Source organism: Pseudomonas sp. FG1, from assembly GCF_034313875.1.
Lineage (GTDB): Bacteria > Pseudomonadota > Gammaproteobacteria > Pseudomonadales > Pseudomonadaceae > Aquipseudomonas > Aquipseudomonas veronii.
In genome coordinates, this window is record NZ_JAVIWP010000001.1 from 6,541,787 (window position 1) to 6,554,003 (window position 12,217).

Below are 12,217 nucleotides of genomic sequence, written 5' to 3' on the forward strand. Positions count from 1 at the left end.
GGGCTTGTCCTGCTGGGCAGATCAATGAAAAAAGGCCTGGGACGATTTAACGCCCAGGCCCTTCATTCTTCAATCAAAACGCGTTGATCAGAACACGACTGTTTTGTTGCCGTGTACCAGCACGCGGTCTTCCAAGTGATAGCGCAGGCCACGGGCCAGGACCATTTTCTCGACGTCACGGCCGAAGCGCACCATGTCATCAATGCTGTCGCTGTGGCTGACACGCACCACATCCTGCTCGATGATCGGGCCGGCGTCCAGTTCTTCGGTGACGTAATGGCACGTTGCGCCAATCAACTTCACGCCACGCAGGGAAGCCTGGTGGTACGGTTTGGCACCGACAAACGACGGCAGGAAACTGTGGTGAATGTTGATCACCTTGCCGGCGTATTCGCGGCAGAGTTCCGGCGGCAGGATCTGCATGTAGCGCGCCAGCACCACGACATCGGTTTCATGCTGCTTGACCAGGCGGGACACCTCGGCGAACGCCGGTTCCTTGTCCTGCGGGTTGACCGGCACATGGTAGTACGGGATGCCATGCCACTCGACCATGCTACGCAGGTCGTCATGGTTGGAGATCACGCAGGCGATCTCACAGTCCAGCTCGTCGCTGTGCCAGCGGTGCAGCAAGTCCGCCAGGCAGTGCGATTCACGGCTGGCCATCAACACCACACGTTTTTTCTGCTCGGTATCGCTGATGTGCCAGATCATCGAAAACTCTTCGGCGATCGGCGCAAACGCCTCGCGAAACGCCTCAAGGCCAAAGGGCAGCGTATCGGCACGGATTTCGTGGCGCATGAAGAACCAACCGCTGAGATTGTCCGAGTGATGGCTCGCCTCGGTGATCCAGCCGTTGTGGGAGGCCAGAAAGTTACTGACTTTGGCAACGATGCCAACCCGGTCCGGGCAAGCGATCACCAGCCGAAAAGTGTGCATTAGGGGAAAACTCCAGAACTTCGCAAAGGCGGTCATTCTAGCGATTACGCAGAAAAACTGCAGTATCCGTTGACGCTTATTCTGCCCTCGCCTTGACCACACCCCTTAATAACGTAGGGTTTTACCACCGCTATATGCATGTGCATCGGCACGCTCAGGCAGTTAGCGAAAATTAAGCAGGTAGTCTTTGCCCATACCCGCTACTAATTAACTCGTTTGCATAGATTTGCCACAAACATTCAAAGTAATTCACATAAATGTTCCCTTAAATGTTTACTTGGGGAAATAGCCTGACTATTATTGGGCCACTATCCCTGTCAATCAGCGCTCTACATAAGGTAGTCCACATGTCCCTGATCAACGAATACCGTGCCACCGAAGAAGCTATCAAAGAGCTGCAAGCCCGTTTGAAGAATCTGTCCCAAGACGACAAACTGCAAACCGAGCTGGAATTCGAAGGCAAACTGCGTACCCTGATGGGTGAATACTCCAAATCCCTGCGTGACATCATCGCGCTGCTGGACCCAGAGTCTAAAGTTAAAGCACCGCGCGGCGCAGTGAAAACTACCGGCACCAAGCGTGCCCGCAAGGTCAAGCAATACAAAAACCCGCACAACGGCGAAGTGATTGAAACCAAAGGCGGCAACCACAAGACGCTGAAAGAGTGGAAAGCCAAGTGGGGCGGTGACGTGGTTGAAGGCTGGGCTACCCTGCTGGGCTAAGCCTCGCCAGGCTCTTGCCTGATACGCGACAGACGAAAAACGCCAGCTTGCTGGCGTTTTTTATTGTCTGAATAATCTGCAATTGCCTGATTACAGATTGAACCGAACGGCTAAAGAGTCAGCATACTCCTGCCATTGATCCAGCACCTGACGCTGAAACGGCGTGGCACTAACAGCCAATTCAATACGAGCACGTTTAAATGCCTCCAAGGTATTGGGTGCCCCCCATTCGCCATCTGACAAGCGTTGCTGACAGAAAAGTTTCCAGCGTTGTTGCTCCTCGCTGTTCAAGGTTGCAGGAAAGTTGCGCGCACGGTAGCGAAATAATAATTCCGGCAAACGCTGATCATCAAAGGGCCACTGCTGCCGCGCCAATTGCGCCGGCTCTGCCGCGCGGACTTGTTCGCACAAACGACGGTCGCGGTCACCGATAAAACCATCATAGAGCTGCTGCTCCGGGTCCGAACTCGGTGCAAAATCTTCCTCGGCATAAATCTCCGCCAACTTGTCGCGCCAAACTTCCTGTGCGTCAGTTAGCCGCAGCGCCCGCGCCTGATAAGCGTCCATATCCAATTGCAGTCGTTCACGGTCTTGCGCCCGCAGCACATTCAATGGCGCCACCACCGGGCAGCGGTTGATATGCAACAACTTGAGCGGTACCGGTAACTCGCCTGCGGCCAGGTCATCACGACGGGTGTAGAGGCGCTGACGCAAGGTATTGGCGTCGAGGTCCAGCAGCCCTTGCGGATCAAGGCCCAGGTCACAGACGATCAATGCGTTGCGATTGCGCGGGTGCCAGGCCAGGGGCAGTACGACGCCGAGGAAATGGCGCTCGGCTGAAAAACGCCCGGAGATATGCACCATCGGTTGCAGCAGCCGCACCTGGTCCATCACCCGTTGCTTGCTGCGCAATTGGAATAGCCAGTCGTACAACCTGGGCTGTTTTTCACGGACCAATCGGGCCAGGGCAATGGTCGCGCGCACGTCGGACAACGCATCGTGGGCCTGGCCATGGGCGATCCCGTTGGCCTCGGTCAAACGCTCCAACTTGAGGGTGACACGCCCATCCTGCTCGGGCCAGACGATTCCCTCCGGGCGCAGCGCGTAGGCGGTACGCATCACATCGATCAAGTCCCAGCGGCTGTTCCCGCCCTGCCATTCACGCGCGTAGGGGTCGAAGAAATTGCGATAGAGACTGTAACGGGTCATTTCATCGTCAAACCGCAGGGTGTTGTAACCCACCCCACAGGTACCGGGGGCCGCCAGTTCGGCATGCACCCGCGTCATGAAATCGGCTTCGGCCAAGCCTTTTTCCGCCAGCATGCGCGGGGTGATGCCGGTAATCGCACAGGCGGCCGGATGGGGCAGGATATCGTCGCTGGGTTGGCAATACAGGTTGACCGGCGGGCCAACCTCGTTGAGGTCGACATCGGTGCGAATACCGGCGACCTGGAGGGGACGATCGCTGCGCGGGTTGATGCCGGTGGTTTCATAGTCGTACCAGAAAAGAGTGGTCACGGGCTATTCCTGTGCTGAAGATCGACAAAGTCTAGGCGCTGGAAGGTGCCTGAGGCCAGCGCCAGATCAACTGTATAAACATCCAGCAAAACCTTGAATGGTTGCTTCCATCGCCGACACTGCTAGCATCCGTGTCTTCCAACCGCTCTGCGCTGCCAAGGATCGCGATGCCATCAGCTCCATTGGATACCCGTTACCAGATCGAGACCCCAGAGGGCATCGACCTGCCCTTGCGCCCGGCCGGCCTGCTGCCACGTGCGCTGGCCTTCGCCTTCGACCTGGGCGTGCGCGGGTTGCTCATGGGCATCCTGCTGGTTCCGTTGGCCCTGCTCGGCAACATCGGCATAGGGCTGGGCTCGTTGCTGCTGTTCCTGGTCAGTTGGTGGTACATGGTGCTGTTTGAAGTACTCAACCAGGGCTGCTCGCCGGGCAAGCAGGTCATGGGGATGCGCGTGGTACAGGATGACGGCACGCCCATCGGCTGGTCGGCCTCACTCATCCGCAACCTGCTGCGCTTTGTCGATATGCTGCCGTTCGGCTACTTTCTCGGCGCCATCAGTTGCCTGCAGCACCCTAACTTCAAACGGCTCGGTGATCTGGCGGCCGGCACGCTGGTGGTCTACCGCGAACTGCCATTGGCACGCCCCAAGGTGCCGCAGGCCCCTGCCCTGCGCCTGCCATTTGCCCTGGACCTGAGCGAACAGCGCGCCATCCTCAATTTCGCCGAGCGCCAGGGCGAACTGTCCGCCGAGCGAGTACAGGAACTGGCCTCGATCCTCGCCACGCCCCTGCAGGTGTCCCCGGCTCGCGCTGTCGAGCAGCTCAACGGCGTGGCCCGTGGCTTGCTGGGGCCGACATGAAACAGAGCCTGTTCGAAAGCCGTCATCAGCCCCAATGGCAAGCGTTCGCCGAACAACTGACGCAGTTGGAACAAGGCAAGGCCAAGGCCGCTGAGCTGGCTGATTTCCCTCATCAGTATCGACGCCTGTGCCAGCACCTGGCCATGGCCCAGGAGCGCGGCTACAGCAGTTACCTGGTGGACCCGCTGCAACAACTGGCCCTGCGCGGCCACCAACAGCTGTATCGCCACCGCAGTCAATTGGGTGCGAACGTATTGGCTTTCCTGCTGGCCGGTTTCCCCCGGCTGGTGCGTGAACAGTGGCGCTTCGTGCTGATCGCCAGCCTGCTGTTCTTCGGCAGCCTGATGGGTATTGCACTGCTGGTGTACCTGTTTCCCGAACTGATCTACAGCGTCGTCAGCCCCCAGCAGGTGGCCGAGATGCATAGCATGTACGACCCGGACGCCAGTCGCCTGGGCCGCGTCGCCGAACGTGCATCCAGTGAAGACTGGATGATGTTCGGCTACTACGTGATGCACAACATCGGCATCGCCTTCCAGACTTTTGCCGCGGGCTTGCTGTTCGGCCTGGGCAGCGTGTTCTTTCTGATATTCAACGGCCTGATCATCGGTGCGATCTCCGGGCACCTCACTGAAATCGGCTACGGCCAGACCTTCTGGTCGTTTGTCATCGGCCACGGTGCCTTCGAACTCAGCGCAATTGCCCTGGCTGGCGCGGCAGGCTTGCAGTTGGGCTGGGCGTTGATTGCTCCGGGGCACCTGACACGCGGTGAATCCCTGCGGCTGGCGGCACGTAAAAGCGTGCAGATGCTCTGCGGCGTCATGCTGTTCCTGCTGATCGCAGCATTTATCGAAGCCTACTGGTCTTCCACCACCGCGATCGCGCCTTGGATCAAATACCTGGTGGGCGCGGGGCTCTGGCTACTGGTGGCCGCCTACCTGACCCTTGCCGGACGGACTCGCCATGCGCCTGAGTGATGCCAGCGTAGTGATTCGCCCGCGAACATCATGGGAAGCCATGGACCTGGGCGTGTTAATGGCCCAGGAACATCGACTACTGCTGATGGCCAGTTGGGCGCTGGTGAGCCTGCCGATATTCATCGCGCTTAGCGTTCTGTTGTGGCAATACCCGTCCACGGCCTTGTTTGTGTTCTGGTGGTTGAAGCCGGCCTTCGACCGGCTGCCCCTGTATATCCTGTCCAAGGCCCTGTTTGGCGAGACGCCCAGCCTGAAACAGGCCGTGCGTCACTGGCCGCGCCTGCTCAAGGGCCAACTCCTGGCCAGCCTGACCTGGCGGCGACTGAGCCTGAGCCGCAGCTTTTTGATGCCGGTCAGCCAACTCGAGGGCCTGGATGGTCAGGCGCGCCAAAAACGCCTGGGCGTACTGCAGCAACACAACGCCGGCGCGGCGCGCTGGTTGACCACGCTCGGTGTACACCTGGAAATCGGCCTGTGGTTCGGCTGCATGGCGCTGTTCTATCTGTTCATCCCCCAGCAGGTTGAACTGGATTGGGACTGGCAACGGCTGGCCCTGGCAACCGGCCCGGAGGGGTTGTGGCTGGAACACCTGAGCAACGCTTTCTACGCGCTGGTCCTGGTGTTCTGGGAACCGATCTACGTCGCCTGTGGCTTCAGCCTCTACCTCAACCGTCGCACCGTGCTGGAAGCGTGGGACCTTGAGCTGGTTTTTCGCCGCCTGCGCCAGCGCCTGAGCAGCGCGGCCCCGTTGCTACTGCTGGTGATCGGGCTGATGCTGCTGCCGCTGGGCCGACCCGCGATGGCCGATGACTCGCCCCCCACCCGGCAAGTCACCCCCCAATCCGCCAGCCAATCGATCAAGGCGCTGCTGGACAAGCCTCCGTTCAAAAATCCGGAAACCGTCACGCGCTATCGCTTTGCTGACGAAAAACCCAACACCAAGCCCCAGGCACGCGGTGAGGGCAAACTACCGGCCTGGCTGCAAGCACTGCTGGACAACTTCAACAGCGACGCCTTCAAGCACCTCGCCCAAGGCCTGGAGGTGCTGCTGTGGAGTCTGTTGGCGGGCGGCGTGGCGTTGCTCGCCTGGCGTTATCGCGAGTGGCTGCGCACCTTTGTCAGCCGGCGCGGGCCACGCCAACCCAAGCTCGCCAAACCGACACCCACCCAACTGTTCGGCCTGGAGCTGGGCGCCGAAACCCTGCCCGATGACATTGCCAGCGCCGCCGAGCGACTATGGCCCAACCACCCCAGGGAAGCCCTGGGCCTGTTGTATCGCGGGCTACTCAGTCGGTTACTGCACGACTTCAACCTGCCACTGAAAACCGCCGACACCGAAGGCCAGGTCCTGGAACGCGTTCAACGCTTGCAACAACCACAATTGCTGGCATTCAGCGACGAATTGACCCGGCACTGGCAAAACCTCGCCTACGGGCACCGCCTTCCGCCCGCGGTGGTACAGCAGCAGTTGTGCAACGATTGGCGCACCCTGTTCAGCTCGGGAGTCGCCCGATGAAGCGGCCATTGCTGTGGGTGGGGTTGCTGCTTGCTTGCCTGCTGGGGGCGAGCGGCCTGTATGTGTGGCACAAGGCAATTCCTTATGACGAAGTGGTGGATCGCGGCCCTTCACCCGAAGCATTGGGCAATCCCTACCTGGCGGCCGAACACTTTCTGCGCCAGCAAGGCCTGGCGGTGGAACGTGCCAGCGGCCTTGAACGGCTCTCCGATCTGCCCCCCAATGGCCGCAGCCTGTTGCTGCTGGGCGAACGCGACAACATGACCCCGCGCCAGGTGGATCAACTGCTGGACTGGGCAAAGTCCGGTGGCCACCTGCTGGTGGTGGCCGAAGCGCTGTGGGATGAAGAAACCGCTAAAAGCGGCGACCTGCTGCTCGACAGCCTGCATATCCAGCAGACCTTGAGCGACGAATCCGAGCAACCCGCTCCGGCACGCAAACAGAAAAAACCGGACCTGACCAAGCTCTATGTCGACAATGAAACCGCCCCGGCGTATTTCAGCTTCGATACCGACTTCAATCTCACCGACCCCAAGCACCTGGCCCAGTTTTCCGCCAACAGCGCCAGGTCCAGCCACCTGATGCAACTCAATCTCGGCCAAGGCCGTGTGACAGTCGTCACCGACAGCGACTTATGGAAAACCCCGGGAATCGGCCAACACGATAACGCCTGGCTGCTGTGGTACCTCAACCAGGGCACCGACGTGAGCCTGCTGTTCAACAGCGACGTGGACGACCTGTTCACCTTGTTGATGCGCTATTTCCCCCAGGCGCTGGTGGCGCTCGCCGCGCTGATCGCCCTGGCGCTCTGGCAGGCCGGCATGCGCCAAGGCCCGATCCAGGCGCCAGCGCCCAAAGCACGCCGACAACTGCAGGAACACTTGCAGGCCAGCGCCGACTTCCTGCTGCGCCGCAGCGGCCAGGGCACCCTGTTGCACGCCTTGCAGCGCGATATCCTGCGCGCCGCAAGGCGGCGCCACCCTGGCTTTGAACACCTAAACACCGCAGACCAGTGGCAGGTGCTTGAACACCTGACGCGCCAACCCTCTCACGTGATCAGCCAGGCCCTTGGCCCCCTTGCGGCAAAACGGCTTTCCAGCGCCGATTTCAGCCGCCAGGTGGCGTGCCTGCAAACGCTCAGGAATGCACTATGACCCCGCGTTCTGTGACGAAGGTGCGTGGTACAACGCCAGCAAGAGGGCGCTGCGCCTCGACTCTGAGGTTCAGCGCCTCGTGAGATCCACACCCAGAGTGAGAACCAACGTGGAGTGCCTGATCCGTCGCCTGATTGCCCCGGCCGAGTCTCTGGACGCACAAACCCCGGCAGACCTCAAAGGCCGTGTTTGGTTATATCGCATTTGTGCGGCAAGACTGTCGGTCGAGTTTCGTCGTTGAATCCAAACACGTTAACTAAAGCGACAAGTAAGCCCGCCTGTTTAGAAGATATTCAACGGGTACTCAGTAATCAGACGCGTCTGCACCAAATGCCCCCCGGTAGAAGCATCGCCATCGTGCCAGGCCTCCCGCAGGTGAACAGTCAGTTTCTTGGCCGGGCCACTCTGTACGACGTATTTCACTTCGGCGTCGGTTTCGTGTTCCTGATCGTTGGCGCCATAGGCCCCGGCGTAGGCCGAGTTACTGGCAGTATGCGTACCGTCGATGCCAGAACCGCGAATATGACGAGCCATGAAGCTCAGGCCCGGGACGCCAAAGGAACTCATGTCCAAGTCATAGCGCATCTGCCAGGACTTCTCGCCCGGGCCGTTGAAGTCGGAGTACTGCACCGAATCAGCGAGGTTGATCGAGTTACCGTAGCGGCCGGCACCGACACCGGCGTTGGTCTCCCCAAAGCCGACATAGTCGAACGGCTCGTCACCATGGATCTTCTGTCCGGCCAGGGTGAAGGTGTGCGCGCCCAGGGTGTAGGCAGCCGCCAGCGAGGCTGCAGTGGTGTCGATGGTACCGGCCTTGGCGCTGCCGTCGTCCAGTGTGCGATAGAGGTTGAAATCCAGTGCGACGGATTGGTCAACGGCCAATGGATGAACAAGGTTCAAGTTGACGTAGTACTGGTTCCAAACGTCTTCCAGGCGCGCTCCGTACAGCGACGCGGTGAATTCCTTACTGAACTGGTACTTGCCACCCGCGAAGCTGGCCGACGCCGCTTCCACACCCGCATAGCTGGCGAGAATGTCGCCGCTGCGCGACGTGGTGGTGTTACCGGTACCGGCGGTGTAATGACCGGCCTCCAGGTTCAGGCCCGTGATTTCATGACTGTCGATCTGGAAGCCCGATGCCGTCTGTGGCATCAGGTAGTTATCAGCGGTGGCAAACACCGGCGACGTGGGCTGCAAGTCGCCGACCTTGAGCGTGGTATTGGAAACACGGAACTTGACGTCACCGCCGGCCTTCGCGAGGCCGTGATCCGGATGGCCATTGGCATCGGATGGAATGTTCGGGCCTCCGGCACGGTCGGTGCTCCCGTCGATGCGCAACGCCAGGTCGGCAAACGCATCAATGCCGACGCCGATGGTGCCTTGGGTGAAGCCCGAGCTGAAGGTCGCCATCAGCGCTTGACTCCAGTCACGGGTGTGGGTGCCGCTGCCGTTCTGGTTCCAGAACATGTTGCGATTCAGAATATTTAAACTGCTGTCCGCGACAAACCCCTTGGAATCGGACTGATCGCTGGCATAGCTCATGGCCGGCAAGGCAAATGCCAGCGCCACGGCCAAGGTATTGAGTTGAAGTGCCGATTGGTGTTTTTTCATTATTTTTGCTCCAGTGCACGATGTCGTGTTGGAGCATTAAGGCGATAGCCCAGACGATCAACAAATGAAACCAGATGAATATTCTGATATTAAACTTGGCGGCTAAACAAGCCAGCTTGTTACTCGAGAGCGGCTGCTTTTGCCCAACGCTGTTGAAAAAGCGGCTCTCCTGCCGCCCTATAACGAGCTGCCCGTTGCAGCCGGAGAGGCGAGAGAGCGTCTTATTGAGGTTTACAAAGCATAGCCAGTCTGTAGTGTCTTCTCTTGAGCGGCCACACTTCCATTGCCCTTGGCATCAGGGGATGATCCGGAAGGCAGTGCCACTGGCGCCTGGAGGCATCCCTCCAAACCGAAGCGGGTCATTATGGCCGACGCGTCGTCTGTCGAGCACCCAAAGTCGGGGACTATCATGGAATGAAAGTTGTGCATATCGACCTGATTCCATTCATCCGGCCCATAAAAACCCAACAATAGTTAGATTAGGTAAGTATCTGATTTATGGATAATACAACCAATGTAACAATGAATAAGGCTCCGGAAATCATCAGCGAATTTCCAACACCCACTGCCCTGACCACCGAAACCCTGCAACACGCCAGCCGCCAAGCCCAAGCGTTGCGTGTTGAGCTGCGCAAGGCGGTGATTGGCCAGGACCAGGTGATCGACGACGTCCTCACCGCCTTGATCGCCGGCGGCCACGTGCTGCTTGAAGGCGTACCCGGCCTGGGCAAGACCTTGTTGGTTCGGGCCCTGGCCCGTTGCTTCGGCGGCGACTTCGCGCGCATCCAGTTCACGCCGGACCTGATGCCCAGCGATGTCACCGGGCACGCCGTGTACGACCTGCACACCGAGCAGTTCAAGCTGCGCAAGGGGCCGTTGTTTACCCACCTGTTGCTGGCCGACGAGATCAACCGCGCGCCGGCCAAGACCCAGGCCGCCTTGCTCGAGGCCATGCAGGAGCGCCAAGTGACCCTTGAGGGCGAAGCGCTGCCCATCGGCCAACCGTTCATGGTGCTGGCCACCCAGAACCCCATCGAGCAGGAAGGCACCTACCCGCTGCCCGAGGCCGAACTGGACCGTTTCATGCTCAAGGTGCGGATGGACTACCCCGACTCCCAACAAGAGCTGGAGATGGTGCGCGAAGTCACGCGCTCATCCCGGGCCGACATGCTCGACGTACAACCCCTGCGCACCGTGCTGCAAGCCGAGGACGTGTTGCAACTGCAACAGATCGCCAGCGAACTGGCGCTGGATGAGCAAGTGCTCGACTACGCCGTGCGCCTGGCACGGGCCACCCGCAGTTGGCCGGGGCTGACCATCGGTGCCGGCCCACGCGCATCCATTGCCCTGGTGCGCGGCGCCCGTGCCCGCGCCTTGCTGCGCGGGGGCGAGTTCGTCACCCCGGACGACATCAAGGGCTGCGCCCTGGCGGTGCTGCGTCATCGCGTTCGCATCGCCCCCGAGCTGGATATCGACGGACTGGAAGTGGACCAGGTCCTCCAGCAACTGCTGGACCAGATTTCGGCACCTCGGCAATGACCCATCCATGAAGCCGACCCGTCTGCTGTTGATCTGGCTCGGCGTGCTGCTGGGCCTGAATATATTGCTGGGCGCCGCACAGGCGTTGCAGCTCCCGGTGCCCGACAGCCTGCATTCGGTGGCCTGGGGTCTGCTGCTCGCGCTGTTGTTGCTGGCGCTATTGGACGCGATGCGCCTGCGCCGTCGTCCGTCCGCGCGAATACAACGGCAGATGCCCGGCAGCCTGGCATTGGGGCGCTGGGGCGAAGTACGCCTGACACTTGAACACGATTACCCACAACCGCTGACGGTGCAGGTGTTCGATCACGTCCCCGACGGCCTGAGCCTGGAACACATGCCGCAGTCGATCGAACTGCGCCCCGGCGAACGCAGCGAACTGGGCTATCGGCTGCGCCCCCTGCGGCGTGGGCACTTCAGTTTCAGTCGCTGCGAGCTGCACCTGCCCAGCCCCTTGGGGTTGTGGTCCGCTCGGCGCAGCATTGAGGTCAGCGATGCCACCCGGGTCTATCCGGATTTCGCCCGCCTGTATGGCGCGCAGCTCTTGGGTGTGGATAACTGGCTGAGCCAGTTGGGCGTGCGTCAACGCCAGCGCCGGGGGTTGGGGCTGGAGTTTCATCAACTGCGCGAGTTTCGCGAGGGCGACAGCCTGCGGCAGATCGACTGGAAAGCCACCGCACGCCAACGCACGCCGATCGCCCGGGAATACCAGGACGAACGCGACCAGCAGATCGTGTTCATGCTCGATTGTGGTCGGCGCATGCGCAGCCAGGACGCAGAGCTGTCCCACTTCGATCACGCGCTCAATGCCTGCCTGCTGCTCAGTTATGTTGCCTTGCGCCAGGGCGATGCCGTCGGCCTATGCACCTTTGCCTGCGACCAGCCGCGCTACCTGGCGCCCGTCAAGGGCACCGGACAGTTGAATCTGTTGCTCAACACCGTCTACGACCTCGACACCACGCGACGCGCGGCCGACTACGAAGCCGCGGCCAACCAGTTGCTGGCTCGGCAGAAACGCCGGGCGCTGGTGATCGTGGTGAGTAACCTGCGGGATGAGGACGATGAGGCGCTGCTGACTGCGGTCAAACGCATCAGCCGGCAACACCGGGTACTGGTCGCCAGCCTGCGCGAAGAAGTACTCGACCAACTGCGCCTTTCGCCGGTGCAAACCCTGCCCGAAGCGCTGGCCTACAGCGGCACCGTCGACTACCTCAATCAACGCGACGAACTGCATGACCGCCTGAACGCCCATGGGTTGTCGGTACTGGATACGCGCCCCTCGGAGTTGGGCGCCGCTCTGGTGACACGTTACCTGGGCTGGAAAAAAGCCGGCGTTCTGTGAAAACAGCGCACACCCCGGCTTGGGTCGCCACACCCAAGCCGGGGC

Annotated in this window: 10 protein-coding genes; 7 read left to right on the top strand and 3 right to left on the bottom strand. The window is 60.6% G+C overall.

What is annotated here, in order from left to right:
- Nucleotides 1-87: 87 nt before the first annotated feature.
- A complete protein-coding gene (gene purU, locus RGV59_RS30155; RefSeq protein ID WP_017847102.1) occupies nt 88-936 on the bottom strand; it encodes a formyltetrahydrofolate deformylase in 849 nt (282 codons plus the stop codon).
- 347 nt (nt 937-1,283) lie between these two features.
- On the opposite strand from purU, the gene mvaT reads away from it, so the two are divergent.
- Nucleotides 1,284-1,658, top strand: coding sequence for a histone-like nucleoid-structuring protein MvaT (mvaT, locus tag RGV59_RS30160; RefSeq protein ID WP_005790963.1), 375 nt, complete (start codon nt 1,284-1,286; stop codon nt 1,656-1,658).
- Between the two features lie 90 nt (nt 1,659-1,748).
- Here mvaT and sbcB read toward each other — a convergent pair whose 3' ends face one another.
- Entirely contained in the window at nt 1,749-3,176 is a 1,428-nt protein-coding gene (gene sbcB / locus RGV59_RS30165) for an exodeoxyribonuclease I (RefSeq protein WP_017846069.1), read from the bottom strand.
- A 167-nt stretch (nt 3,177-3,343) separates the two neighbouring features.
- Between sbcB and RGV59_RS30170 the strand changes: the two genes are divergently transcribed.
- The 4 genes from RGV59_RS30170 to RGV59_RS30185 are packed head-to-tail and all read left to right on the top strand — an operon-like array spanning nt 3,344 to nt 7,683.
- Nucleotides 3,344-4,036: an RDD family protein gene (locus RGV59_RS30170; RefSeq protein ID WP_026139913.1), complete on the top strand. Its 693-nt coding sequence runs from the start codon at nt 3,344-3,346 to the stop codon at nt 4,034-4,036.
- Nucleotides 4,033-5,013 (top strand): stage II sporulation protein M, encoded by a 981-nt coding sequence (locus tag RGV59_RS30175; RefSeq protein WP_126585438.1) that lies wholly within the window; start codon nt 4,033-4,035, stop codon nt 5,011-5,013. The genes RGV59_RS30170 and RGV59_RS30175 overlap by 4 nt, the downstream gene beginning before the upstream one ends.
- On the top strand, nt 5,000-6,529 hold the full coding sequence (locus tag RGV59_RS30180) for a DUF4129 domain-containing protein (RefSeq protein ID WP_046490046.1): 1,530 nt from the start codon (nt 5,000-5,002) through the stop codon (nt 6,527-6,529). The genes RGV59_RS30175 and RGV59_RS30180 overlap by 14 nt, the downstream gene beginning before the upstream one ends.
- Complete coding sequence (locus tag RGV59_RS30185; protein WP_126585439.1) at nt 6,526-7,683, top strand: DUF4350 domain-containing protein; 1,158 nt, start codon at nt 6,526-6,528, stop codon at nt 7,681-7,683. The genes RGV59_RS30180 and RGV59_RS30185 overlap by 4 nt, the downstream gene beginning before the upstream one ends.
- Nucleotides 7,684-7,965: 282 nt before the next feature.
- On the opposite strand, the gene RGV59_RS30190 is transcribed toward RGV59_RS30185, so the two are convergent.
- Nucleotides 7,966-9,294 carry an OprD family porin gene (locus tag RGV59_RS30190; protein WP_017846074.1) on the bottom strand — a complete coding sequence of 443 codons (1,329 nt, stop codon included), beginning with the start codon at nt 9,292-9,294 and terminating at the stop codon, nt 7,966-7,968.
- Nucleotides 9,295-9,792: 498 nt separating this feature from the next.
- On the opposite strand from RGV59_RS30190, the gene RGV59_RS30195 reads away from it, so the two are divergent.
- Entirely contained in the window at nt 9,793-10,833 is a 1,041-nt protein-coding gene (locus tag RGV59_RS30195) for an AAA family ATPase (RefSeq protein ID WP_186354534.1), read from the top strand.
- A 7-nt stretch (nt 10,834-10,840) separates the two neighbouring features.
- A complete protein-coding gene (locus RGV59_RS30200; protein ID WP_126585440.1) occupies nt 10,841-12,172 on the top strand; it encodes a DUF58 domain-containing protein in 1,332 nt (443 codons plus the stop codon).
- The last annotated feature ends 45 nt before the right edge of the window (nt 12,173-12,217 follow it).

Bases quoted from the DNA above. Each gene is read 5' to 3' on its own strand.
- purU (WP_017847102.1), bottom strand. From the start codon at position 936: ATGCACACTTTTCGGCTGGTGATCGCTTGCCCGGACCGGGTTGGCATC.
- RGV59_RS30190 (WP_017846074.1), bottom strand. From the start codon at position 9,294: ATGAAAAAACACCAATCGGCACTTCAACTCAATACCTTGGCCGTGGCG.
- RGV59_RS30200 (WP_126585440.1), top strand. From the start codon at position 10,841: ATGAAGCCGACCCGTCTGCTGTTGATCTGGCTCGGCGTGCTGCTGGGC.
- RGV59_RS30170 (WP_026139913.1), top strand. From the start codon at position 3,344: ATGCCATCAGCTCCATTGGATACCCGTTACCAGATCGAGACCCCAGAG.
- RGV59_RS30185 (WP_126585439.1), top strand. From the start codon at position 6,526: ATGAAGCGGCCATTGCTGTGGGTGGGGTTGCTGCTTGCTTGCCTGCTG.
- RGV59_RS30175 (WP_126585438.1), top strand. From the start codon at position 4,033: ATGAAACAGAGCCTGTTCGAAAGCCGTCATCAGCCCCAATGGCAAGCG.
- RGV59_RS30195 (WP_186354534.1), top strand. From the start codon at position 9,793: ATGGATAATACAACCAATGTAACAATGAATAAGGCTCCGGAAATCATC.
- mvaT (WP_005790963.1), top strand. From the start codon at position 1,284: ATGTCCCTGATCAACGAATACCGTGCCACCGAAGAAGCTATCAAAGAG.
- RGV59_RS30180 (WP_046490046.1), top strand. From the start codon at position 5,000: ATGCGCCTGAGTGATGCCAGCGTAGTGATTCGCCCGCGAACATCATGG.